Origin of the sequence: Pseudomonas sp. IT-P12 (genome assembly GCF_949767465.1) — a bacterium.
GTDB lineage: Bacteria > Pseudomonadota > Gammaproteobacteria > Pseudomonadales > Pseudomonadaceae > Aquipseudomonas.
In genome coordinates, this window is record NZ_CATKPY010000023.1 from 252,336 (window position 1) to 278,121 (window position 25,786).

Genomic DNA, 25,786 nt, shown 5'->3' on the forward strand with positions numbered 1-25,786 from the left:
TGCTCGCGAAAGCGGTGTGTCAGACAACTCCGATGTCGACTGACACTGCGCTTTCGCGAGCAAGCCCGCTCCCACAAGGTTCGCGGCCCGGTAAGAGTGGCTTACAGGATATAACGGGACAGGTCTTCGTTCTGCGCCAATTCACCCAGGTGGCTGTTGACGTAGTCGGCGTCGACCTTGATCACCTTGTCGTCATGGGCGCTGGCCAGGTCGCCGGCGCTGAACGAAACCTCTTCGAGCAGGCGCTCGAGCAAGGTGTGCAGACGACGCGCGCCGATGTTCTCGGTTTTCTCGTTGACCTGCCAGGCAATCTCGGCGATGCGCTTGATGCCGTCCGGCTGGAACTCGATGCCCAGGCCTTCGGTTTTCAGCAGCGCGCAGTACTGTTCGGTGAGCGAGGCGTGAGGCTCGCTGAGAATGCGCTCGAAATCTTCCGGCGTCAGCGCCTTGAGTTCGACGCGAATCGGCAGGCGGCCTTGCAGCTCCGGTACCAGATCGCTTGGCTTGCTCAGGTGGAACGCACCGGAGGCGATGAACAGGATGTGGTCGGTCTTGACCATGCCCAGCTTGGTGTTGACCGTGCAGCCTTCGATCAGTGGCAGCAAATCACGCTGTACCCCTTCACGGGATACGTCGACACCACCGGAGTTGCCACGCTTGGCCACCTTGTCGATTTCGTCGATGAACACGATGCCATGCTGTTCAACCGCTTCCAGGGCCTTGGCCTTGAGTTCTTCATCGTTGACCAGGCGGCTCGCCTCTTCGTCGCGCACCAGTTTCAGCGCTTCCTTGACCTTGAGCTTGCGGCTCTTGCGTTTGCCCTTGCCCATGTTGGCGAACAGGCTCTGCAACTGGTTGGTCATTTCTTCCATGCCCGGTGGTGCGGAGATATCGACGCCGGCCGCTTCGGCGACTTCGATCTCGATTTCCTTGTCATCCAGCTGGCCTTCGCGCAGGCGCTTGCGGAACAGCTGGCGGGTGTTGGAGTCGGTCGACGGGGCGGCTTCCTCGTTGAAGCTGCGCGCCGGTGGCAGCAGGGCGTCGAGGATGCGCTCTTCGGCGGCGTCTTCGGCGCGGTGGCGAACCTTGGTCATTTCCTGCTCGCGCAGCAGCTTGATCGCGGCATCGGCGAGGTCACGAATGATCGATTCGACATCACGGCCGACGTAACCGACTTCGGTGAATTTGGTCGCTTCGACCTTGATGAACGGTGCATTGGCCAATTTGGCCAGGCGGCGGGCGATTTCGGTTTTACCGACGCCTGTCGGCCCGATCATCAGGATGTTCTTGGGCGTCACTTCAACGCGCAGCTCTTCAGGCAGCTGCATCCGGCGCCAGCGGTTGCGCAGGGCAATGGCGACGGCGCGCTTGGCATCGTCCTGGCCGATGATATGGCGATTGAGTTCGTGGACGATTTCGCGGGGAGTCATGGACATAATAATTGGCGGTCCTCAAGCAGAAACAAGCCGTGGCACACGGGCCGCAACAGGCTTATTCAGCGAGATCCTGCTCCTCAATGGTCTGGGTGTGGTTGGTGAATACGCAGATGTCGCCGGCGATACCGAGGGCGGTCTCGACGATTTCACGGGCCGACAGGTCGGTCTTTTTCAGCAGGGCGCTGGCGGCGGCCTGCGCATACGCGCCGCCGGAGCCCATCGCGATCAGGCCATCTTCGGGTTCGACCACGTCGCCGTTGCCGGTAATGATCAGCGAGGCGTCCTTGTTGGCGACCGCCAGCATGGCTTCGAGGCGGCTGAGGGAGCGATCGGTGCGCCACTCCTTGGCGAGTTCGACGGCGGCGCGAACCAGGTGACCCTGATGTTTCTCGAGCTGGCCTTCGAACCGTTCGAAGAGGGTAAAGGCGTCAGCGGTGGCACCGGCAAACCCGGCAATGACCTGGCCGTGGTACAGGCGGCGAACTTTCTTCGCGTTGCCCTTCATCACGGTATTGCCGAGAGAAACCTGGCCGTCGCCGCCCATGACGACTTTGCCGTGGCGGCGAACTGAAACGATGGTGGTCAAGGGAGAGTCTCCACGCAGCGGGGCGAAAATGCCTTCTGCCCATTCATATGGGGGTGGTGGAGCGGATTTCAACTGCGGGCTTTGGCGGGGGACGAGCGGTGCAATACGACAAGGGAGGCGGTGTGGCGGCTGGTGCCATCGCGAGCAGCTCGCTCCCACCCGAGCCCTGTGGGAGCGAGCCTGCTCGCGATGAACGATGTCCCGGAGTCGGGAATCAGCGATTCTGCCGCTGTTGTAACAGCAGGTTGCTGAACCCCGCACCGGCCAGTTGTTTCTGCGCGGTGGTCAGTTGTTCGCGATTGCTGAAAGGCCCGACCAGCACCCGATACCAGGTCTCTTCCTTGACCGTGCCGGACTCCACCGAAACGGCCTGGCCCAGCAGGATGATCTGCGCCCGAACCTTGTCCGCATCAGCCTCCTTGCGGAACGAACCGGCCTGCAGGAAATACTTGGTCACGGGCGCCGCCTTGGCCACCGGCGGTGCCGGAGGCGGAGTAATGCCGGCCAGTGCGGCCTGCGCGCGTGCGGTATCGATCTTCGCCGCTTCCGCTGGCGTGACCGGGGTGGTCGGCACGGCAGGTGTCGGCGGGGTTTTCTCCGGCACGGCATCGGGCGGCACGATGACTTCCGATTCCGGCAGCAAGGTGTAGAAGTCGTACTTGGGTTTGACCGGTTGCGTCGGGCTCGGCGGGGTCTTGTTGGCCTCGGCGATCCTGGTGGCTTTCTGCTGTTCGATTTTCTCGCGCTTGACGCTGTCGCTGCCCTTGCCCGGCTCCAGTTTCATCAGGAACACGATGAACGCGCCGACCGTCAGGCCGATGGCCATCCACAGCCAACCCGGGATCGGTTGCTTTGCAGGGGCTTGATAACGGCTGGCGCCACGCTTGGGTGCAGGTTTTTTCTTGGCGGCCAACTTACATGCGCTCCAGAGTTTCCAGGCCCAAGAGTTCCAGGCCTTGCTTGAGAGTGCGGCCGGTCAGCGCGGCGAGGCGCAGGCGGCTCTGCATCTGCGCCGGGGTTTCGGCGCTGAGGATCGGGCAGTTCTCGTAGAAACCGGAGAACAGGCCGGCGACGTCGTACAGGTAGGCGCACAGGACGTGCGGCGTGCCCTTCTCGGCCACGTTGTTCAGCACTTCGCCGAACTGCGCGAGCTTCGCCGCCAGCTCCAGTTCGTGGGCGGCTTCCAGGACGATCTGGCCGTCGACTTCGCTGAAGTTCTTGCCCAGCTTGCGGAACACACCGGCCACGCGGGTGTAGGCGTAGAGCAGATACGGTGCGGTGTTGCCTTCGAAGTTGAGCATCAGGTCGAAGTTGAAGCTGTAGTCGCTGGTGCGGTGCTTGGACAGGTCGGCGTACTTCACCGCGTCGATGCCCACCACCTTGGCAATACTGCGCAGTTCGGTCTCGGCCAGTTCAGGGTTCTTGTCCTTGACCAGGGTGTAGGCGCGTTCCTGGGCTTCGGTCAGCAGGTCGATCAGCTTCACCGTGCCGCCGTCACGGGTCTTGAACGGGCGGCCATCGGCGCCGTTCATGGTGCCGAAGCCCATGTGTTCCATTTCCATCGGGTGCGTCACGAAACCGGCCTTGCGGGCGACGGCGAACACCTGCTGGAAGTGCAGGGCCTGACGCTGGTCGACGAAATACAGGGCGCGATCGGCCTTGAGCTTGCCGCTGCGGTAGCGCACGGCCGCCAGGTCGGTGGTGGCGTAGAGGTAGCCGCCGTCCGCCTTGACGATGATCACCGGCAGCGGATCGCCGTCGGCGTTCTTGAATTCGTCGAGGAACACGCACTGGGCGCCGTTGCTTTCGACCAGCAGACCGGCGGCCTTGAGGTCGTTGACCACGTTGATCAGGTCGTCGTTGTAGGCGCTTTCGCCCATGACGTCGGCCATGGTCAGCTTGACGTTCAGCAGTTCGTAGATTTTCTGGCAGTGGGACAGCGAGATGTCCTTGAAGCGGGTCCAGAGCGCCAGGCACTCGGCGTCACCGGCCTGCAGCTTGACCACCAGGCCACGGGCGCGGTCGGCGAACTCGGTGGATTCGTCGAAGCGCTGCTTGGCGGCGCGGTAGAAGTTCTCCAGGTCCGACAGCTCGTCGCTGGTGATGGGATTTTCCTGCAGGTAGGCCATCAGCATGCCGAACTGGGTGCCCCAGTCGCCCACATGGTTCTGACGGATCACTTCGTCACCGAGGAATTCCAGCACACGGGCCACGCCGTCGCCGATGATGGTCGAGCGCAAGTGGCCGACGTGCATCTCCTTGGCCAGGTTGGGGGCCGACAGGTCGACCACCGTACGTTGCGCCGGGCCGGCCTTGCGCACGCCGATGCGTTCGTCGGCCAGTGCGGCGTCCAGGCGCGAGGCCAGGGCCTGGGTGTTCTGGAAGAAATTGAGGAAGCCCGGGCCGGCGATTTCGGTCTTGGAAACGTTTTCGTCGGCCGGCAGCGCGGCGATGATTTTCTCGGCCAGGTCGCGCGGCTTCATGCCGGCCGGCTTGGCCAGCATCATGGCGATGTTGCTGGCGAAATCGCCGTTTTTCTTGTCGCGGGAGTTTTCCACCTGGATCGCCGGCGACAGGCCTTCAGGCAACACACCTTCGTTGACGAGTTGGGTGATGGCTTGTTGGATCAGCTGGCGAATGGTGTCTTTCATGGTCTTCTCTTTCGACCGCAGGCGCGGCGGCGCAGGGTGCGCTGGTGGAAAAACTGGGCATTATCCGTTGCCGGGGCGGGCTTGCCAACCTTAGCAGGCAGGTTGTGGATATGCGGTGACAATCGAGCCCTCATCGCGAGCGGGTCGAAGGCGATCCGTCGTTCAATACAGGTCGACGGGGTCGACATCCAGCGACCAGCGCACCGCCCGCCCGCTGGGCATCTGTTCCAGCGCCAGCAACCAACTGGCCAGCAACCGATGCAGCGGCGCCCGGGCCGTGGCCTGGAGCAACAATTGCGCACGAAAGCGTCCGGCCCGACGTTCCATCGGTGCCGGTACGGGGCCCAGCAGTTCAATGCCGGTCAGGTTCTGCTCGAGCAGCAAACGCTCGGCCTCGCTGCAGGCTTCATCGAGAAACCCCTCGGCTTGCCCGGGTTTGTGCGCTTCAGCCCGCAACAGGGCCAGGTGCGCGAAAGGCGGCAGGCCTGCCGCGCGCCGCTCGCTCAAGGCTTGTTCGGCAAAGGCGAAGTAACCCTGTTCGGTCAATTGCACCAGCAGGGGATGGTCGGCGAGGTGGGTCTGGATGATCACCCGACCCGGTTCTTCGGCCCGACCGGCGCGGCCGGCGACCTGGACGATCAGTTGCGCCATGCGTTCGCTGGCGCGGAAGTCGCCGGAAAACAAACCGCCATCGGCATCGAGAATCGACACCAGGGTGACCCGTGGGAAATGGTGACCCTTGGCGAGCATCTGCGTACCCACCAGGATGCACGGCTGGCCTTTCTGAATGGTGGCGAACAGTTGGTTCATCGCATCCTTGCGCGAGGTGCTGTCGCGGTCGACACGCAATACCGGGTAGTCCGGGAACAGGATGGCCAGGCGTTCTTCGGCCCGTTCGGTGCCGGCGCCCACCGGGCGCAAATCGACCTTGCTGCATTTCGGGCACTGGCGTGGCACGCGCTCGGCATAGCCGCAATGGTGACAGCGCAGTTCCCCGTAGCGCTGGTGCACGGTCATGCGCGCATCGCAGCGCTGGCATTCGGACATCCAGCCGCAGTCGTGACACAACAGGGTGGGCGCGAATCCCCGGCGATTGAGGAACACCAGCACCTGCTGGCCGGCGGCGAGTGTCTGGCCAATGGCCTGTTGCATCGGGCCGGAGATGCCGCTGTCCAGCGGCCGGCTTTTCACATCCAGGCGCAGGAATCGCGGTTGTTTGGCGCCACCGGCGCGTTCATTCAGGCGCAGCAGGCCGTAGCGGCCGGTGTAGGCGTTGTGCAGGCTTTCCAGCGATGGCGTGGCGGAGCCGAGCACGATCGGAATGTTTTCCTGTCGTGCACGGACCAGTGCCAGGTCCCGGGCGTGATAGCGCAGGCCTTCCTGCTGTTTATAGGAGCCGTCGTGCTCTTCGTCGATAATGATCAGGCCGGGGTTCTTCATCGGGGTGAATAGCGCCGAGCGGGTGCCGATGATGATGTCGGCCTCGCCGTCCCGGGCGGCCAGCCACGCGTCCAGGCGCTCGCGGTCGTTGACCGCCGAGTGAATCAGCGCGATGCGCGCATTGAAGCGCTGCTCGAAGCGCGCCAGGGTTTGCGGGCCGAGGTTGATTTCCGGGATCAGCACCAGTGCCTGCTTGCCGGCCTCGAGGGTTTCACGAATCAGCTGTAGGTAGACTTCGGTCTTGCCGCTGCCGGTGACGCCGGCCAGCAGAAACGCGTGATAGCTGTCGAAACCGGCGCGAATCGCTTCATAGGCGGCCCGCTGTTCGGGGTTGAGCGGCAGCTCCGGTTGCGCCAGCCAGTGTTCGTGGCGAACGCCGGGCGCATGCCGGCGGATCTCGACCTGGACCAGTTCCTTGGCCAGCAGCAGGTCAAGGCTGTCCTTGCTCAGCATCAGTTTGCTCAGCAGCGTGTGGGCGACGCCGTGGGGGTGTTGGGCCAGGGTCGCCAGTGCCTCGCGCTGACGCGGCGCGCGGGCGATACGCGGGTCATCCAGGCGGGCGCCGGGGGCGGCGGACCAGAAGCGCTCCTGGCGTGCTTCGGCCAGTTCGCCCTGGCGCAGCAGCACCGGCAGCGCCCAGCTCAAGGTGTCGCCGAGGCTGTGCTGATAGTACTGCGAGGTCCACAGGCACAGTTTGAACAGCGCGGGCGGCAGGGGCGGCGTGGCATCGAGCAGGGCCAGCGCCGGCTTGAGTTTTTGCGCGGGCACTTCGCTGGTGTCGGTGACCTCCACCAGGATCCCGATCATCTCCCGCCGGCCGAACGGCACCCTCAGGCGCATGCCGGGCTGCAACTGGGCACGCAGAACCCCGGCCGGCGCCCGGTAGTCGAACAGGCGGCGCAGCGGCGAGGGCAAGGCAAGGCGCAAAATGGCGTCGGGCACGCGGGGGGTCTCGGTCAACAGGCGATAAAGAAGGAGTGGATGAAACCTGTGGGAGCGGGCTTGCCCGCGAAGGCGCCGTGTCTGTAGGCATAAATGCTGGCTGATACACCGCTTTCGCGAGCAAGCCCGCTCCCACATGGGGATCGCGCTCAAGGCCGGGAGCCTAGCAGACGGTCGGTAGAAGCGACAGCTTGCGCGAATGACATTGTCTGGTAGAATCCGCGGCCTAATTACGTGCGGTATTCAACAATAGTGTTGGGTGGCGGCACGCTAGCCTGAGGAAAACACCATGAAAGCTGATATCCATCCAGAATACCCAGCAGTTGCTGTTACCTGCAGCTGCGGCAACAAGTTCGAAACCCGTTCGACCTACGGCAAAGCCCTGGCGATCGACGTTTGCAACGAGTGCCACCCGTTCTACACCGGTAAGCAAAAGACTCTGGACACTGGCGGCCGCGTACAGCGCTTCGCCGACCGTTTCGGTGCTTTCGGCGCGAAAAAGGCCTAAGGCCTGTCAACTTGGGAAGCCGCTACGGTTTTTCCATGCTGATGAAAAAGGCGTCCCTTGCGGGCGCCTTTTTTGTGTCCGCGATTTGGCTCTCCGCGGCCCAGGCCTTTTGCCCGGCGCCGGGTGGGCTGACATCGGTCGCGGTCCAGCGCGTGGTGGATGGCGACACCCTGCGCCTCGCTGATGGCCGCAGCGTGCGCATGATCGGCTTGAATACGCCCGAACTGGGCAAGAAAGGTCGATCCGACGAACCGTTTGCCGTGGCTGCACGCAAACGGCTCGAAGCCCTGGTGGCGGCAAGTGACGGGCGGGTCGGTTTGCTGCCCGGCAAGGAAAGCAAAGACCATTCCGGTCGAACCCTGGCCCATGTCTTTGCGGCTGACGGGGCCAATCTTGAAGCGACAATGCTCGCCGAAGGCCTGGGTTATCTGGTCGCGGTCGCCCCGAATGTTGATTTTGTCGACTGCCAGCAGGCGGCGGAGCGCAGTGCACGCGAGGCCGGACTGGGCCTCTGGCGTCAGTCGCCTGTACTGAAAGCGGATCAGATCAGCATGTCCGGTTTTGCCCTGCTCAGCGGGCGTGTGAGCAAGGTTCAACGCAATCGTGGCGGGATTTGGATCGAATTACAGGATTCGGTTGTGCTGCGTGTTGCACCCAATCTGCTGGGCCGTTTTGATGCAGAGTCGCTGCAAAGGCTGGAAGGCAAGCCTATCGAGGCGCGTGGCTGGGTGCTCGACCGTTCGCGTCGCGGTGGGCTCAAGCCTGGTCAGGCGCGTTGGATGCTGCCACTGACCGATCCGGCGATGATTCAGGTGATGTCGCGCTAGAAAATTGTAGACATTTTTTCCGTTGATTGTAGACAGTCTATCCCTTGTGTTTCGCGGGTCTTGGCCCAAAGTCGTAGTGCAGGGCGCTTGACAGGGGTGACCGGTCAGTCTTGTGGGGACTTTGCGAGGCGCGTATCCTCGCTGACCAGTCTGTCCAACAGTAAAAGCGGAATGCCCACATGTCTGATTTGAAAACTGCCGCTCTCGAGTATCACGCCAATCCTCGTCCAGGAAAGCTGAGCGTCGAGCTCACCAAGCCCACCGCTACCGCCCGCGACCTGTCGCTGGCCTACAGCCCCGGCGTAGCCGAACCAGTGCGCGAAATCGGTCGCGACCCTGAGCTGGCCTACAAATACACCGGCAAAGGCAACCTGGTTGCAGTCATTTCCGATGGCACCGCGATTCTCGGCCTGGGTAACCTGGGCCCATTGGCTTCCAAGCCAGTGATGGAAGGCAAGGGTGTTCTGTTCAAGCGTTTCGCCGGCATCGACGTGTTCGACATCGAAGTCGACTCCGAAAGCCCGCAAGCCTTCATCGACACCGTCAAGCGTATCTCCATCACCTTCGGTGGCATCAACCTCGAAGACATCAAGGCGCCTGAGTGCTTCGAGATCGAGCGTGCCCTGATCGAGCAGTGCGACATCCCGGTATTCCACGATGACCAGCACGGTACTGCCATCGTGACCGCTGCGGGCATGATCAACGCCCTGGAAATCGCTGGCAAAACCCTGCCAGAGGCCAAGATCGTCTGCCTGGGCGCTGGTGCGGCCGCCATCTCCTGCATGAAATTGCTGGTGAGCATGGGTGCCAACATCGAAAACATCTACATGGTTGACCGTACCGGCGTGATCCACTCCGGCCGTGACGACCTGAACCAGTACAAGGCTGTCTTCGCTCACGCGACCGACAAACGCACCCTGGCGGATGCCCTGCAAGGCGCCGATGTGTTCGTTGGCCTGTCCGGCCCGAACCTGCTGAGTGCCGAAGGTCTGAAGTCCATGGCGGCCAACCCGATCGTGTTCGCCTGCTCGAACCCGGACCCGGAAATCTCCCCGGAGCTGGCACACGCCACCCGCAGCGACGTGATCATGGCCACCGGCCGTTCGGACTACCCGAACCAGGTCAACAACGTGCTGGGCTTCCCGTTCATCTTCCGTGGCGCCCTGGACGTTCGCGCCAAGCGCATCAACGAAGAGATGAAAGTCGCGGCGGCCAACGCCCTGCGTGAACTGGCCAAGCTGCCAGTGCCTCAGGAAGTGTGCGACGCCTACGGCGGTATCAAGCTGGAGTTCGGTCGTGAGTACATCATTCCGAAACCAATGGATGCCCGCCTGATCACCCTGATCTCCGACGCCGTGGCCAAGGCTGCGATCGAGACCGGCGTGGCGACCCTGCCGTATCCGAAGAACTACCCGCTGAAAAGCGTGGATGACGTGTTCAACGGCTAAGTCGTTGTAGCGCTCCATCCGAAAGCCCCGGCTCGTGAGAGTCGGGGTTTTTTATTGCCTCCCGGTTTTCAGGTCGATACGGCAGGCCTCATCGCGAGCAGGACGTGTGAGAGCGAGCCTGCTTGCGATGAGGTCAGCAGTTGCACCGAGAATCTCCAGACAAAAAAAGCCCCGCCTTCTAACGAAGAGCGGGGCTTTTGGCGCGCATCGAGTGATCAGAACAAATCGATCGGTGCCGATTCGTCTGCCGGCAGCGGGCTGCCCGGTGCGCTGCCGTTGCCCAGTTCGTTCACCGATGGGGGCGTGTCTTCGGCCTTGAACAGTTCGAAGTACGCGCCAGGTGTGCTTGGGGACGCAGCGCGGCCACTGATCGGGTCCACTCGCAGGCTGAGGATGCCTTCCGGTTCCGGCTGGGTGTGTGGCGGCTTGTCCTTGAGGGCGGCGGACATGTAGTTCATCCAGATCGGCAGGGCGACGGTGCCACCAAACTCGCGCTTGCCGAGGCTTTCCGGTTGGTCGAAACCGGTCCAGACGGTGGTCACGTAGTCCGCGTTGTACCCGGAGAACCAGGCGTCCTTGGATTCGTTGGTGGTACCGGTCTTGCCGGCGATGTCGGAACGACCCATGGCCAGGGCTCGGCGACCGGTGCCGAGTTTGATCACGTCCTGGAGCATGCTGTTGAGGATGTAGGTGGTTCGGCCATCGACAATGCGCTCGGCCACGGCCGGTGCCTGCGGGACCGGCTGGCCCGTTGCTTCGCCCGGTGTTGCGTCGACCGTGAACGCTTGCGCGGCCGGCGCGGCGATTCCGTCCGGGGCGGCATCGCCTTTCGGCACGCTCGGCGGGTTGGCCACGAAGAGCGTGTCGCCATTACGGCTTTCGATCTTGTCGATGATGAACGGGGTGATCTTGTAGCCGCCGTTGGCAAAGGTGCTCCAGCCAGTGGCGATCTCCATCGGGGTCAGCGTCGCGGTGCCCAGGGCCAGGGACAGGTTGCGCGGCAGGTCCTGCTTGTTGAAGCCGAACTTGCTGATGTAGTCGATGGTGCGGTCGACGCCCAATGCCTGCAACAGGCGGATCGACACCAGGTTGCGCGACTTGTACAGCGCTTCGCGCAGGCGGATCGGGCCAAGGAAGGTGTTGGTGTCGTTCTTCGGACGCCACACCTTGTCCAGGTACTCGTCAACGAACACGATCGGGGCGTCGTTCACCAGGCTGGCGGCGGTGTAGCCATTGTCCAGCGCAGCGCTGTAGACGAATGGCTTGAAGCTCGAGCCTGGCTGGCGCTTGGCCTGCATGGCGCGGTTGTAATTACTCTGCTCGAAGGCGAAGCCGCCGACCAGCGAACGAATCGCGCCGTTCTGTGGATCAAGGGAAACCAGTGCGCCTTGTGCCTGTGGAATCTGGCTGAACTTCAGCGAGTTGTCCGGCTGGCGCTGAACGCGAATCAGGTCGCCGACCTGGGCCACGTCCGACGGCTGCTTGGGGTTGGCGCCCATGCTGTTGGTGTTCAGGAATGGCCGCGCCCACTTCATGCTGTCCCAGCCGACATGCTCGCTGCCGGTGCGGGTCAGGACTTGCAGGCCGGTTTTGTCGACCTGGGTGACGATGGCTGGCTCGAGGCTGCTGATCGTGCGCTGCTTGGTCAGTTCGCTGGCCCAGGCTTCACGTGTCTTGCCCGGCAGGCGCGATTCGGGGCCGCGATAACCATGACGCTGGTCGTAGGTCATCAAGCCTTCGTGAAGTGCGTTGTTGGCCATTTCCTGCAGGTTGCTCGGCACCGTGGTGGTGACGCGGAAACCCTCGGTATACGCGTCGCTGCCGTAGCGGCCGACCATCTCGGCACGGGCCATTTCCGCGATGTAGGGGGCGTTCACTTCCGGGGTCGGCACGTGATAGCTGGCATTCAGCGGTTCATTGATCGCCGCGGTGTAGTCGCTTTCGCTGATTTTCCCGAGTTTGTACATCCGCCCCAGGATCCAGTCGCGACGTTCCTTGCTGCGCGCCGGATTGGCCAGCGGATTGAACCGCGAGGGCGCTTTTGGCAGGCCGGCAATCATTGCCATCTGCGCCAGGCTGACATCACGGATCGACTTGCCGTAGTAAACCTGCGCCGCCGCCTCAATGCCGTAGGCCCGGTTACCCAGGTAGATCTTGTTGACGTACAGTTCCAGGATCTCGTCCTTGGTCAGTTGCCGTTCGATCTGCAGGGCGAGGAGGATTTCCGTGGTTTTGCGAGAAAAGCTGCGTTCGCTGGTCAGGAAGAAGTTCTTCGCGACCTGCATGGTGATGGTACTGCCGCCGGACTGAATGTGACCGCTCTTGACCAATTGCGTGGCCGCACGCATCAGGCTGCTGGGGTCGACACCATAATGGTTGGCAAAATTGTCGTCTTCGGCGCTCAGCAGTGCATTGATGAAATTGGGGGGAATGTCGGCGAAACGGATCGGCGTGCGGCGCATTTCGCCAAATTCTGCGATCAACTTGTCATCGCTGCTGTAAACCCGCAGAGGAATCTGCAACTGAATGCTTCTCAAAGCCTCCACAGACGGCAATCCGGGGCTAAGGTAAAGAAATGCACCGCTCAGACCCAGAAGCAGTCCGCAGAAAACGGCGACGATGGACCAACCGAAAAATTTCAGCAGACGAATCAAGGTGTTGGGATATCCAGGGCAAAGAATGAGTGAGGCATCAGGGTTCAGATACTGAGGAGAACGACCCGCGCTTGACATGAATAGCGGAAAAAAACGTTGGGCATTATAAGCATTTTTCCATCGGGGGCGTCATTTGCGCTGCTGTCAAGACAGATGGTTGGAACGCAATGGACATTACAGAGTCCGTAACTCACGGAAAGTCATAGGGAATTGGTAGTGCTGGGACTCTTCAATAAAAAGGCCAATCTGCTGTTGGGGATCGACATCAGCTCCACGTCGGTAAAGCTTCTTGAGTTGAGCCGCCAGGGCGACCGCTACCGGGTCGAAGCCTATGCGGTAGAGCCGCTGCCCGCCAATGCGGTGGTCGAGAAGAATATTGCCGAGCTCGAGGGCGTGGGCCAGGCACTCACTCGTGTGTTGCTCAAGGCCCGGACCGGCCTCAGGAATGTCGCGGTGGCGGTGGCCGGGTCGGCGGTGATCACCAAGACCATCGAGATGGACGCCGGGCTTTCCGATGACGACATGGAAAACCAGCTGAAGATCGAGGCCGACCAGTACATCCCTTACCCACTGGACGAAGTCGCCATCGACTTCGAGGTCCAGGGCGCGTCGGCGCGCAGCCCCGAGCGGGTGAACGTGCTGCTGGCAGCCTGTCGCAAGGAAAACGTCGAAGTCCGCGAAGCCGCCCTTGCGCTGGCCGGGCTGACCGCCCGGGTGGTCGATGTCGAGGCCTACTCACTGGAGCGCGCCTTCGGTTTGCTGACCGGGCACCTGGCCGCCTCCCGGGAGCAACTGACAGTGGCCGTGGTCGACATCGGTGCGACGATGACCACCCTCAGCGTCCTGCACAACGGCCGCATCATCTACACCCGCGAACAATTGTTCGGCGGGCGCCAGCTGACTGAAGAAATCCAGCGCCGCTACGGCCTGACGTTCGAGCAGGCGGGCCTTGCCAAGAAACAGGGCGGTCTGCCGGACGATTACGTCAGCGAAGTCTTGCAGCCGTTCCGTGACGCACTGGTGCAGCAAGTGTCGCGTTCGTTGCAGTTCTTCTTTGCCTCCGGCCAGTACAACGCCGTCGATCACATACTGCTGGCGGGCGGTACCGCATCGGTGCCAGGGCTGGACCGCCTGATCGAGCAGCGACTTGGCACGCCGACCCAGGTGGCCAACCCCTTCTCGGACATGGCGCTGAGCAGCAAGGTCAATGCCGGGGCGCTGGCCAGCGATGCACCGGCGCTGATGATCGCATGCGGACTGGCCCTCAGGAGTTTCGACTGATGGCGCGGATCAACCTTTTACCCTGGCGCGAAGAGCTGCGCGAACACCGCCGCAAGCGTTTTTTGCTGGCGCTGGCCGGCGTGCTGGTGGGATCGATCGGTGCGGTACTGATCGCCGGCCAGGCCATCAGTGGCGCCATCGATCGACAGATTGCCCGAAACAACTACATTGGCCAGCAGATTGTCGGGGTAGACGAGCGCATCAAGCAGATCAGCGACCTCAAGGCCCGGCGCCAGCAACTGCTCGAGCGCATGCGCATCATTCAGGACCTGCAAGGCAATCGCCCGATCAGCGGGCGAATCTTCGATCAGTTGGCGCGAACCTTGCCGGAAGGGGTGTATTTCACCGAGGTGAAAATGGAGGGCAAGACCCTGTCCATTGTCGGCGCGGCAGAATCGAACAATCGCGTGTCCGACCTGATGCGCAACCTGGATGCGTCGGACTGGTTCGACGCGCCCACCCTGACGGAAGTCAAGGCGACCACCGCTGGCCAGCTGGACCAGGCCAACGTCTTCCAGTTGACCGTTCGTCAGACCCAGCCAGTTGCCGGGGAGGGCGTTCAATGAGCCTGGCGGAATGGTTCGAGGGGCTGCGCAAGATCGATATCAACGACCTGGATACCAACAACATGGGGTCCTGGCCCCCCGCCATCAAGGCCGTGGTGGGTATCCTGTTGATGATCCTGGTGCTTGCGCTGGGCTACAACTTCTCCGTCAGCGATCTTGAGAGCCAGTTGCAGCTCAAGCGAGAGGAAGAGTCGACGCTCAAGGAGCAATTCGCGACCAAGGTGCACATGGCCGCGAACCTGGAACTGTATGTCCAGCAGATGAAGGAGATGGAGAACTCCTTTGGCGTGCTGTTACGGCAGTTGCCCAGCGATACCGAAGTGCCTGGCTTGTTGGAGGACATCACCCGGACCGGGCTCGGCAGCGGGCTGGAGTTCGAGGAAATCAAGCTGCTGCCCGAAGTCACCCAACAGTTCTATATCGAACTGCCAATCCAGATTACCGTGACGGGCGCCTATCACGACCTCGCCACGTTCGTCAGCGGGGTGGCCGGTTTGCCGCGCATCGTCACCCTGCATGACTTCGACATCGCGCCGGTCGACCCCGAAGGTGGCCCGAAATTGCGCATGAGCATCCTGGCCAAGACCTATCGTTACAACGACAAGGGGCTGCAGAAATGAGCCTGATTCGTACAGTGGCGATGATCGCGACGCTGGTTGTCCTCTCCGGCTGTGGCAACGGCAGTGACTTCCAGGACCTGGATGCCTACATGAACGAAATGCGCCTGCGTGCGCCGGGCAAGATTGAACCAACGCCGACGTTCCGGTCTTACCCCACGTTCACCTACAACGCCTCGAACCTGCGAAGCCCGTTTTCCCGGCAGGTCAGGGTCGATCTGGCGGGCCGGCAACACGGCTCGCGCAACGTCAAGCCCGACCCCAATCGGGTGAAACAATACCTCGAAGGCTTCAACATCGAGCAGTTTGAAATGGTCGGCACCCTTTCCAATGCCACGGGCTCCTTTGCGCTCCTGCGCGGGGCGGGGGGTGTGCATCGGTTGAAAGTCGGTGATTACCTGGGGCGTAACGATGGACGGATCGTCGCCATCAGCAGCTCGCAAGTCGATGTGGTCGAAATCGTTCCCGACGGCCAGGGCGCCTGGCTGGAGCGGCCGCGGACCATCCCTTTGAAAGAGCACTCATAGTGGAACTCGAATAATGAACAGGATTTTCGCAACCTTCGGAATTTCGCTATGGATAGCGTTGATGTCACCGATGGTACAGGCGGCCAACCTCAAGGCGCTGGATGTGGCGGCGCTGCCGGGTGACCGTGTCGAGTTGAAGTTGTCATTCGATGGGCCGCCGCCGCAGCCCCAGGGCTATACGACCGAGCAGCCCGCCAGGATTGCGCTGGACCTGCCCGGCGTTGTCAGCCAGCTGGCGAGCAAGACCCGCGACCTGGGCGGCGGCAACGCGCGCAGCGCCACGGTGGTCGAGGCCAAGGGGCGGGCGCGGCTGATCATCAACCTGACCCAGCTGACGCCTTATACCGCCAGGGTCGAAGGCAATCAGGTCGTGGTGGTGGTCGGGCGTGGCGCCAATACCCAGGCCGTGACCTCCGCCCCCAGGCCATCACGAGCCGCCACGGCCACGGCGGCGCCAGCCAAAAGCTATGCGCCGGTGAGCAAGGCGATTCGCGGCGTGGATTTCCAGCGCGGTACCCAGGGGGAAGGCAACGTCGTCATCGACCTCTCCGATCCGTCCATCGCACCGGACATCCAGGAGCGCGAGGGCAAGATTGTCCTGGGCTTCGCCAGGACCCAACTGCCGGAACCCTTGCGGGTGCGCCTGGACGTCAAGGATTTCGCCACGCCTGTGCAATTCGTCAACGCCAGCGCCACGGGTGACCGGGCGAACATCGTCATCGAACCCAGCGGGGCGTTCGACTATTCGACCTATCAGACCGACAACAAGCTGACTGTCAGCGTCCGTCCGATGACTGTCGACGATTTGCAGAAGCGAAACGCCGAGCGTTTCGCCTACAGCGGTGAAAAGCTCTCGCTGAATTTCCAGGACATCGACGTGCGCTCGGTGCTGCAACTGATCGCCGACTTCACCAACCTCAACCTGGTCGCCAGTGATACGGTGCAGGGTGGTATCACCCTGCGCCTGCAAAACGTGCCATGGGATCAGGCGCTCGACCTGGTGCTCAAGACCAAGGGGCTGGACAAGCGCAAGATCGGTAACGTGTTGCTGGTGGCGCCGGCCGACGAGATTGCCGCCCGCGAGCGCCAGGAACTGGAGTCGCAAAAGCAGATCGCCGAACTGGCGCCGTTGCGCCGGGAGCTGCTGCAGGTCAATTACGCCAAGGCGGCGGACATCGCCAAGTTGTTCCAGTCGGTGACCAGTGCCGAGGCGAAGGTCGACGAGCGCGGGTCGATCACCGTCGACGAGCGGACCAACAACATCATTGCCTACCAGACCCAGGACCGTCTCGACGAATTGCGCAGGATCGTTGCGCAACTGGATATCCCCGTGCGACAGGTCATGATCGAGGCGCGGATCGTCGAAGCCAACGTCGACTACGACAAGAGCCTGGGCGTGCGCTGGGGTGGCTCGGTGCAGAACAAGGGCAACTGGAACACGTCCGGTGTCAGCAACGGCGCCAATGCCTCGTCGACCATCGGCACACCGGGCAGCACCAGCACCAATTCGCCCTTTGTCGACATGGGCACCTCGGCCAACACCTCGGGGATCGGCATCGCGTTCATCACCGACAACGTGCTGCTGGACCTCGAACTGACCGCCATGGAAAAAACCGGCAACGGCGAAATCGTCTCGCAGCCCAAGGTGGTCACGTCCGACAAGGAAACCGCGAAAATCCTCAAAGGTACCGAAATCCCGTACCAAGAGGCCGCTTCCAGCGGTGCCACCTCGGTATCGTTCAAGGAGGCCTCGCTGTCGCTGGAAGTGACGCCGCAGATCACACCGGACAACCGGATCATTATGGAGGTCAAGGTCACCAAGGACGAACCGGACTACCTCAACAAGGTGCAGGATGTGCCGCCGATCAAGAAAAACGAGGTCAACGCCAAGGTCCTGGTCAACGACGGCGAGACCATCGTGATCGGTGGGGTTTTCTCAAATACTCAGAGCAAGGTTGTAGATAAGGTGCCATTTCTTGGCGATGTGCCGTATCTTGGCCGCCTTTTCCGGCGTGACGTGGTTTCGGAGAAAAAATCCGAGCTGCTGGTCTTTCTCACTCCGCGTATCATGAACAATCAGGCGATTGCTGTGAGTCATTGATTCTGTGCGAAATTTGATTCTTGTTGGACCGATGGGGGCTGGAAAGAGCACCATCGGCCGGTTGCTGGCGAAAGAGCTGCGCCTGCCGTTCAAAGATTCCGATAAGGAAATTGAATTGCGCACGGGCGCGAATATCCCGTGGATTTTCGACAAGGAAGGCGAACCGGGCTTCCGTGACCGCGAGCAGGCGATGATCGCCGAACTGTGTGGCTGCGATGGCGTGGTGTTGGCCACCGGCGGCGGTGCCGTCATGCGCGAAGCCAATCGTCGGGCCCTGCACGCCGGTGGTCGGGTGGTTTACCTGCATGCTTCCGTTGAGCAGCAGGTCGGTCGCACGGCTCGGGATCGCAATCGACCCCTGTTGCGTACCGCCGATCCGGCCAAGACCCTGCGGGATTTGCTGGCGTTGCGCGATCCGCTGTACCGGGAGATCGCCGACCTGGTGGTGGAAACCGACGAGCGACCACCGCGAATGGTCGTGCTCGACATTCTTGAGCGCCTGAACCAACTGCCTCCCCGTTAAAGCGCGGCGCGAAATGCGCTATCCTCGGCGTCCTGCCACGACCGCCCAAGTTGTGGCGGATGGCTACCGAACGGCGTCACACCAGCAGATGCCGTGGACATTCGATAACTTCGGGCAGGACGCCTGATTCCATCTTCACTGTGGGGACACATGCAGACACTCAAGGTCGATCTAGGCGAGCGCAGCTACCCGATTCACATTGGCGAAGGTTTGTTGGATCAACCCGAGCTGCTGGCCCCGCATATTCGCGGACGGCAAGTGGCGATCATCTCCAACGAAACCGTTGCGCCGCTCTATCTCGAACGTCTGACCCGCAGCCTGGCGCAGTTCTCGGTGATTTCGGTGGTGTTGCCCGACGGCGAGGCCTTCAAGAACTGGGAAACCCTGCAACAGATTTTCGATGGCCTGCTGACCGCACGCCATGATCGCCGCACCACGGTCATCGCCCTCGGCGGCGGCGTCATCGGCGACATGGCCGGCTTTGCTGCCGCCTGTTACCAGCGTGGCGTCGATTTCATCCAGATTCCGACCACGCTGCTGTCGCAGGTCGACTCCTCGGTGGGTGGCAAGACCGGGATCAATCATCCGCTGGGCAAGAACATGGTCGGCGCCTTCTATCAGCCGAATGTGGTGCTGATCGATACCGCCTCCCTCAATACATTGCCGGCCCGCGAGTTGTCCGCCGGGCTGGCGGAAGTCATCAAGTACGGGCTGATCTGCGACGAACCGTTCCTCACCTGGCTCGAAGAAAACGTCGATCGCCTGCGCGCACTGGACCAGGTTGCCCTGACCTATGCGATCGAACGTTCCTGCGCGGCCAAGGCGGCCGTGGTCGGTGCCGACGAGAAGGAAACCGGCGTTCGTGCCACCTTGAACCTTGGTCACACCTTCGGCCACGCCATCGAAACTCACATGGGGTATGGTGTGTGGCTACACGGCGAGGCCGTCGCTGCTGGCACTGTAATGGCCTTGGAGATGTCCTCGCGCCTGGGCTGGATCAGCGAGCAGGAACGAGATCGCGGCATTCGCCTGTTCCAGCGTGCCGGCCTGCCGGTCATCCCGCCTGAAGAGATGACTGAAGCCGATTTTCTCGAACACATGGCAATTGACAAGAAAGTGATCGACGGTCGTTTGCGCCTGGTGCTGCTGCGCCACATGGGCGAAGCGGTGGTGACCGACGATTATCCGAAAGAGGTTCTACAGGCCACGCTGGGAGCGGATTACCGCGCCCTGGCTCAGCTTAAAGGTTAATAAGATCCCGATGACCAGTTTGCATGCCGACGAGGCTTTCCTCGGCCATTACCAGTTAAGTCATGACCCCTTCGCTCCACGGGTGCCTGGCTTCAAATTTTTCCCGGCCCAACGCAAGCCGGTGCTGGGCCAGTTGCACCACCTGGCCCGCTACAGTCAGTTGTTGCTGGTGGTGACCGGGCCGCAAGGCAGCGGTAAAACCCTGTTGCGCCAGGCGCTGGTGGCCAGCACGAACAAGCAGTCGGTGCAGAGCGTGGTGGTTTCCGCCCGGGGTGCCGGCGATGCGGCCGGGGTACTGCGTCAGGTGGCCCAGGCACTGAATGTCGAGCAGGCCGAGATCGGTCCGATCCTGGCTCAGGTCGTGCAACTCGCACTGACCGGGCAGGAAGTCTATTTGCTGGTCGATGACGCCGAGCAACTGGATGAGTCTGCACTGGAAGTCTTGATGGAGCTGGCGGCGGGTGCACCGGAGGGACGACCGCACGTGTTCCTGTTCGGCGAGTCTTCGCTGATTGCCCAGCTGGAGGCGTTGAGCCTTGAGGAAGAGCGCTTCCACGTCATCGAGCTGCAGCCTTACACCGAGGAAGAGACTCGCGAGTATCTGGACCAGCGGCTCGAGGGTGCGGGTCGCGGTGTCGAACTTTTCACTGCGGATCAGATCTCTGATATTCACGAAAGCTCCGAAGGTTGGCCTGGCAATATCAATCAGGTCGCCCGCGATGCAATGATCGAAGCCATGATTGCCAGCCGCTCAGCGGTCAAGCGTCCAACGATGGGGTTCAACATGCCGAAGAAACACGTATTGGCGATTTCCGCCGTCGTCGTGGTTGCGGTAGCCGCTGCCTGGTTGATGCCAGGTCGCAGCAAGGCACCGACTACCGGCGCACCCGCCAACGAACAGGCTCAACTACCGCTCGGCCAGGGTACGCCGCAACCCAACAGTGGCGGTGCGCCCGCCGTTGAGTTCGCCGGTAACTCGCAACCGATGCCATTGCCGTTGGTCGGCAATTCGCAACCGGTCATGCGCGGTCCGCTCGCTGAAGCGGCGGGTGGTATTACCGAGGGCGACGATGGCGTGCCGGTCGAGGGCTCCAGCAACACGCCGCCCACCGTGACCACCACCGCGCCACCTGAAGGTGTTCCGGCGGGTCCGGCACCGACACCGACCGCCAAGCCGCTCCCTGCGCCGACTCAGGTGGCAACTGCCAAGCCGGTGCCGACTGCGCCTGCCGTTAAACCGGCACCAGCGCCTGCCAAGCCTGCCGCTGTGGCGACCGCCAAACCTGCCGAGAAACCGGTTGCCGCAGCCAAGGCGGCGGGTGGCACCTGGTACGCGGGCCAGCCGACGAGCAATTACGTCGTGCAAATCCTGGGCACCAGCTCCGAAGCGACGGCGCAAAACTTCGTCAAGGAGCAGGGCGGCGAGTACCGTTACTTCAAGAAAGTCCTCAACGGCAAGCCGCTTTACGTGATCACCTACGGTAGCTTCTCCAGCCGCGATGCGGCCGTATCTGCCATCAAGGCCTTGCCAGCGAAGGTTCAGGCTGGTAAACCTTGGCCTCGCACTGTCGCCAGCGTCCAACAGGAACTGGCTGCAACTCGCTGATGATTCGGCGGCCTTACCCAGGCCGCCTCTCCCGGCACCTCAAAATTTCTGCAAGCGCGCGCTGGCCTTAGAGGCCGCGTGCCTTGTGGTGTCTGCGTCACAGTAGTCTTTGAGTCAGTGCGGTCGAAATTAAAAAAGTTTTGACTAGCACAGCATATCGCTTTAAACCTTTCACAAATGCGACATAGATTTGCGACATTTCGTCGTCAAATTTGTGAGCCTCCGTGTCGGTGTGTACAATGACCTCCCTTTTGCCCCTGCAAAGCTGGCGTACGTTCGGCGTGGGCGGCAAGTGGTTGAATTGAAAAGAAATTTGCCTCGGTAAGAGGCAGCCTGGTGAGAAAGTGTCTATGAAAGCAGGTCTGTACCAACCAGATGAATTCAAGGATAACTGCGGTTTCGGCCTGATAGCCCACATGCAGGGCGAGCCCAGTCATACCCTTTTGCAAACGGCCATCGAGGCCCTGACCTGCATGACCCACCGCGGTGGGATCAACGCCGACGGCAAGACCGGTGACGGTTGCGGCCTGCTGATTCAAAAGCCGGATGTGTTCCTGCGTGCGATCGCCCAGGAAGCCTTTGGCGTCGAGATGCCCAAGCAATATGCCGTGGGCATGGTCTTCTTCAACCAGGACCCGGTAAAAGCCGAAGCCGCTCGCGAGAACATGAACCGCGAGATACTGGCCGAAGGCCTGAACCTGATCGGCTGGCGCAAAGTGCCCATCGACACCAGCGTTCTCGGCCGCCTGGCCCTCGAGCGTCTGCCGCAGATCGAACAGGTGTTCATCGGCGGTGAAGGCCTGAACGACCAGGACATGGCGGTCAAGCTGTTCAGCGCCCGCCGTCGCTCGTCCGTGGCCAACGCCGCCGACGTCGATCACTACATCTGCAGCTTTTCCCACAAGACCATCATTTATAAAGGCCTGATGATGCCGGCGGACCTGTCCGCCTTCTATCCGGACCTTGGCGATGAGCGCCTGCAGACCTCGATTTGCGTGTTCCACCAGCGCTTTTCCACCAACACCCTGCCGAAATGGCCGCTGGCCCAGCCATTCCGCTTCCTCGCCCATAACGGCGAGATCAACACCATCACCGGCAACCGTAACTGGGCGCAGGCCCGTCGCACCAAGTTCACCAACGACCTGATGGACCTGGAAGAACTCGGCCCGCTGGTCAACCGTGTCGGTTCCGACTCCTCGAGCATGGACAACATGCTCGAGCTGATGGTCACCGGTGGCATCGACCTGTTCCGTGGCGTGCGGATGATCATTCCGCCAGCGTGGCAGAACGTCGAAACCATGGACCCTGACCTGCGTGCGTTCTACGAGTACAACTCGATGCACATGGAACCGTGGGACGGTCCGGCCGGTGTGGTCATGACCGACGGTCGCTACGCCGTCTGCCTGCTCGACCGTAACGGTCTGCGTCCGGCGCGCTGGGTCACCACCAAAAACGGTTTCATCACCCTGGCCTCGGAAATCGGTGTCTGGAACTACCAGCCTGAAGACGTGATCGCCAAAGGTCGTGTCGGTCCTGGCCAGATCTTCGCCGTGGACACCGAAACCGGGCAGATCCTCGACACCGACGCCATCGACAACCGCTTGAAATCCCGTCATCCGTACAAGCAATGGCTGCGCAAGAATGCCCTGCGCATCCAGGCCACCATGGAGGACAACGACCACGGTTCGGCGTTCTATGACGTCGACCAGCTCAAGCAGTACATGAAGATGTATCAGGTCACGTTCGAAGAGCGCGATCAGGTGCTGCGCCCACTCGGCGAACAGGGCTACGAAGCCGTGGGTTCGATGGGCGACGATACGCCGATGGCCGTGCTGTCCCAGCGCGTGCGTACGCCGTACGACTATTTCCGCCAGCAGTTCGCGCAGGTCACCAACCCGCCGATCGACCCGCTGCGTGAAGCCATCGTGATGTCGCTGGAGATCTGCCTCGGTGCCGAGCGCAACATCTTCCAGGAATCGCCGGAACACGCATCGCGCGTGATCCTCAGCTCGCCGGTCATTTCCCCGGCCAAGTGGCGTTCGCTGATGAACCTCGATCGTCCGGGCTTCGAACGCCAGATCATCGACCTCAACTACGACGAGAGCGTCGGCCTCGAAGCGGCAGTGCGCAACGTGGCCGATCAGGCCGAAGAAGCCGTTCGTGCCGGCCGCACCCAGATCGTCCTGAGCGACCGCCACATCGCCCCGGGCAAGTTGCCGATCCACGCGTCCCTGGCGACCGGTGCTGTGCATCACCGCCTGACCGAAAAAGGCCTGCGTTGCGATTCCAACATCCTGGTGGAAACCGCGACCGCTCGCGACCCGCATCACTTTGCCGTGTTGATCGGTTTCGGCGCCTCGGCGGTGTACCCGTTCCTGGCTTACGAAGTGCTGGGCGACCTGATCCGTACCGGCGAAGTGCTGGGCGACCTCTATGAGGTGTTCAAGAACTACCGCAAAGGCATCACCAAGGGCCTGTTGAAGATCCTGTCGAAGATGGGCATCTCGACCATCGCCTCCTACCGCGGCGCTCAGCTGTTCGAAGCCATCGGCCTGTCCGAAGAGGTGTGCGACCTGAGCTTCCGTGGCGTGCCGAGCCGCATCAAGGGCGCGCGCTTCGTGGACATCGAAGCCGAGCAGAAAGCCCTGGCCGTCGAAGCCTGGAGCCCGCGCAAGCCGATCCAGCAGGGCGGTCTGCTGAAGTTCGTCCACGGTGGCGAGTACCACGCCTACAACCCTGATGTGGTCAACACCCTGCAAGCCGCTGTGCAGCAGGGCGACTACAGCAAGTTCAAGGAATACACGGCGCTGGTGGACAACCGTCCGGTGTCGATGATCCGCGACCTGTTCAAGGTCAAGACCCTGGACACGCCGCTGGACATCAGCGAGATCGAACCGCTGGAATCGGTGCTCAAGCGCTTCGATTCCGCAGGCATCTCCCTGGGCGCCCTGTCGCCGGAAGCCCACGAGGCCCTGGCCGAAGCCATGAACCGCCTCGGCGCGCGTTCCAACTCCGGCGAAGGCGGCGAAGACCCGGCGCGCTACGGCACCATCAAGAGCTCGAAAATCAAGCAGGTCGCCACCGGGCGCTTCGGTGTGACCCCGGAATACCTGGTCAATGCCGAAGTGCTGCAGATCAAGGTCGCCCAGGGCGCCAAGCCCGGCGAAGGCGGTCAATTGCCCGGCGGCAAGGTCAACGGCCTGATTGCCAAGCTGCGCTACGCGGTACCGGGCGTGACCCTGATTTCGCCACCGCCGCACCATGACATCTACTCCATCGAAGACTTGTCGCAGCTGATTTTCGACCTGAAACAGGTCAATCCGCAGGCGCTGGTCTCGGTGAAGCTGGTGGCTGAAGCCGGTGTCGGCACCATCGCTGCCGGTGTGGCCAAGGCCTACGCGGACTTGATCACCATCTCCGGCTATGACGGCGGCACCGGCGCTTCGCCACTGACCTCGATCAAATACGCCGGCGCACCGTGGGAGCTCGGCCTGGCCGAAACCCACCAGACCCTGCGTGGCAACGACCTGCGCGGCAAGGTCCGGGTCCAGACCGACGGAGGCCTGAAAACCGGCCTCGACGTGATCAAGGCCGCCATCCTCGGGGCGGAAAGCTTCGGTTTCGGCACCGCGCCAATGATCGCGCTGGGCTGCAAATACCTGCGTATCTGCCACCTGAACAACTGCGCCACCGGCGTAGCGACCCAGAACGAGAAGCTGCGCAAGGATCACTACATCGGTACCGTCGACATGGTGGTGAACTTCTTCACCTACGTCGCCGAAGAAACCCGTGAGTGGCTGGCCAAGCTGGGCGTGCGCTCCCTCGAAGAGCTGATCGGTCGTACCGATCTGCTGGAAATCCTCGAGGGCCAGACCGCCAAGCAGCATCACCTGGACCTGACCCCGTTGCTCGGCAGCGACCATGTCCCGGCGGACAAGCCGCAGTTCTGTGGCGTGGAACGCAACCCGCCGTTCGACAAGGGCCTGCTGGCCGAGAAAATGGTCGAGATGGCCACTTCGGCCATCAACGACATGAGCGGCGCCGAGTTCTCGCTGGATATCTGCAACTGCGACCGTTCCATCGGTGCGCGGATCTCCGGTGAAATCGCGCGCAAGTACGGCAACCAGGGCATGGCCAGCGCGCCGATCACCTTCCGCTTCAAGGGCACCGCCGGCCAGAGTTTCGGTGTGTGGAACGCCGGTGGCCTGAACCTGTACCTGGAAGGCGACGCCAACGACTACGTCGGCAAGGGCATGACCGGCGGCAAGCTGGTCATCGTTCCGCCGAAGGGCAGCGCCTACCGGACTCAGGACAGTGCCATCGTCGGTAACACCTGCCTGTACGGCGCCACGGGCGGCAAGCTGTTCGCCGCCGGTACCGCGGGCGAGCGTTTCGCTGTGCGTAACTCCGGTGCCCACACCGTGGTGGAAGGCACCGGCGATCACTGCTGCGAGTACATGACCGGTGGTTTCGTCTGCGTTCTGGGCAAGACCGGCTACAACTTTGGCTCTGGCATGACCGGTGGTTTTGCCTACGTGCTCGACCAGGACAACACCTTCGTTGACCGGGTCAACCACGAACTGGTGGAAATCCAGCGGATCAGCGGTGAAGCGATGGAAGCCTATCGCAGCCACCTGCAACGTGTGCTGAACGAGTACGTCGAGGAAACCGACAGCGAGTGGGGTCGTGAACTCGCCGAGAACCTCGACGATTACGTGCGTCGTTTCTGGCTGGTCAAGCCCAAGGCTGCCAACCTGAAATCGTTGCTTTCCAGCACCCGTGCCAACCCGCAGTGATATGCGCCTGAAGAGTGTGATGAGGT

General features: G+C 62.0%; 18 protein-coding genes. 12 read left to right on the top strand and 6 right to left on the bottom strand.

Translation table 11 applies throughout. The annotated features are described in order from the left end of the window. Positions 1-101 precede the first annotated feature (101 nt). The 5 genes from hslU to ACM6IM_RS19455 form a co-directional block, all read right to left on the bottom strand. Positions 102-1,436 (bottom strand): ATP-dependent protease ATPase subunit HslU, encoded by a 1,335-nt coding sequence (gene hslU, locus ACM6IM_RS19435; RefSeq protein ID WP_192307592.1) that lies wholly within the window; start codon positions 1,434-1,436, stop codon positions 102-104. A 55-nt stretch (positions 1,437-1,491) separates the two neighbouring features. After that, on the bottom strand, positions 1,492-2,022 hold the full coding sequence (gene hslV, locus ACM6IM_RS19440; protein WP_003186641.1) for an ATP-dependent protease subunit HslV: 531 nt from the start codon (positions 2,020-2,022) through the stop codon (positions 1,492-1,494). Positions 2,023-2,236: 214 nt separating this feature from the next. Then, on the bottom strand, positions 2,237-2,935 hold the full coding sequence (locus ACM6IM_RS19445; protein WP_192307593.1) for an SPOR domain-containing protein: 699 nt from the start codon (positions 2,933-2,935) through the stop codon (positions 2,237-2,239). Between the two features lies 1 nt (position 2,936). Beyond that, on the bottom strand, positions 2,937-4,673 hold the full coding sequence (argS, locus tag ACM6IM_RS19450; protein WP_414866042.1) for an arginine--tRNA ligase: 1,737 nt from the start codon (positions 4,671-4,673) through the stop codon (positions 2,937-2,939). Positions 4,674-4,835: 162 nt separating this feature from the next. Next, positions 4,836-7,055 carry a primosomal protein N' gene (locus tag ACM6IM_RS19455; protein WP_414866043.1) on the bottom strand — a complete coding sequence of 740 codons (2,220 nt, stop codon included), beginning with the start codon at positions 7,053-7,055 and terminating at the stop codon, positions 4,836-4,838. A gap of 289 nt (positions 7,056-7,344) precedes the next feature. On the opposite strand from ACM6IM_RS19455, the gene rpmE reads away from it, so the two are divergent. The 3 genes from rpmE (at position 7,345) to ACM6IM_RS19470 (ending at position 9,838) form a co-directional block, all read left to right on the top strand. Further along, a complete protein-coding gene (gene rpmE / locus ACM6IM_RS19460; protein WP_018929146.1) occupies positions 7,345-7,563 on the top strand; it encodes a 50S ribosomal protein L31 in 219 nt (72 codons plus the stop codon). Between the two features lie 35 nt (positions 7,564-7,598). Continuing rightward, positions 7,599-8,390, top strand: a complete 792-nt coding sequence (locus ACM6IM_RS19465) for a thermonuclease family protein (RefSeq protein WP_414866044.1) — start codon at positions 7,599-7,601, stop codon at positions 8,388-8,390. A 179-nt stretch (positions 8,391-8,569) separates the two neighbouring features. Beyond that, on the top strand, positions 8,570-9,838 hold the full coding sequence (locus ACM6IM_RS19470) for a malic enzyme-like NAD(P)-binding protein (RefSeq protein ID WP_192307597.1): 1,269 nt from the start codon (positions 8,570-8,572) through the stop codon (positions 9,836-9,838). 215 nt (positions 9,839-10,053) lie between these two features. Here the strand turns inward: ACM6IM_RS19470 and ACM6IM_RS19475 are convergent, their stop codons facing one another. Continuing rightward, entirely contained in the window at positions 10,054-12,489 is a 2,436-nt protein-coding gene (locus ACM6IM_RS19475; protein WP_414866187.1) for a penicillin-binding protein 1A, read from the bottom strand. A gap of 219 nt (positions 12,490-12,708) precedes the next feature. Between ACM6IM_RS19475 and ACM6IM_RS19480 the strand changes: the two genes are divergently transcribed. The 9 genes from ACM6IM_RS19480 (at position 12,709) to gltB (ending at position 25,760) form a co-directional block, all read left to right on the top strand. Next, complete coding sequence (locus ACM6IM_RS19480) at positions 12,709-13,773, top strand: pilus assembly protein PilM (RefSeq protein WP_414866045.1); 1,065 nt, start codon at positions 12,709-12,711, stop codon at positions 13,771-13,773. Then, positions 13,773-14,339 carry a PilN domain-containing protein gene (locus ACM6IM_RS19485; RefSeq protein ID WP_192307600.1) on the top strand — a complete coding sequence of 189 codons (567 nt, stop codon included), beginning with the start codon at positions 13,773-13,775 and terminating at the stop codon, positions 14,337-14,339. The genes ACM6IM_RS19480 and ACM6IM_RS19485 overlap by 1 nt, the downstream gene beginning before the upstream one ends. Next, positions 14,336-14,959: a type 4a pilus biogenesis protein PilO gene (pilO, locus tag ACM6IM_RS19490; protein ID WP_192307601.1), complete on the top strand. Its 624-nt coding sequence runs from the start codon at positions 14,336-14,338 to the stop codon at positions 14,957-14,959. Before ACM6IM_RS19485 ends, pilO begins: the two co-directional genes overlap by 4 nt. Beyond that, complete coding sequence (locus ACM6IM_RS19495) at positions 14,956-15,483, top strand: pilus assembly protein PilP (protein ID WP_414866046.1); 528 nt, start codon at positions 14,956-14,958, stop codon at positions 15,481-15,483. The genes pilO and ACM6IM_RS19495 overlap by 4 nt, the downstream gene beginning before the upstream one ends. A 13-nt stretch (positions 15,484-15,496) precedes the next feature. Further along, on the top strand, positions 15,497-17,584 hold the full coding sequence (pilQ, locus tag ACM6IM_RS19500) for a type IV pilus secretin PilQ (protein WP_192307603.1): 2,088 nt from the start codon (positions 15,497-15,499) through the stop codon (positions 17,582-17,584). A 4-nt stretch (positions 17,585-17,588) separates the two neighbouring features. Further along, positions 17,589-18,107, top strand: a complete 519-nt coding sequence (gene aroK, locus ACM6IM_RS19505) for a shikimate kinase AroK (RefSeq protein ID WP_192307604.1) — start codon at positions 17,589-17,591, stop codon at positions 18,105-18,107. 150 nt (positions 18,108-18,257) lie between these two features. After that, positions 18,258-19,358 (top strand): 3-dehydroquinate synthase, encoded by a 1,101-nt coding sequence (gene aroB, locus ACM6IM_RS19510; protein ID WP_192307605.1) that lies wholly within the window; start codon positions 18,258-18,260, stop codon positions 19,356-19,358. A 10-nt stretch (positions 19,359-19,368) separates the two neighbouring features. Continuing rightward, positions 19,369-20,964 carry an AAA family ATPase gene (locus ACM6IM_RS19515; protein WP_192307606.1) on the top strand — a complete coding sequence of 532 codons (1,596 nt, stop codon included), beginning with the start codon at positions 19,369-19,371 and terminating at the stop codon, positions 20,962-20,964. Between the two features lie 350 nt (positions 20,965-21,314). Next, a complete protein-coding gene (gltB, locus tag ACM6IM_RS19520; protein WP_192307607.1) occupies positions 21,315-25,760 on the top strand; it encodes a glutamate synthase large subunit in 4,446 nt (1,481 codons plus the stop codon). Positions 25,761-25,786 lie beyond the last annotated feature (26 nt).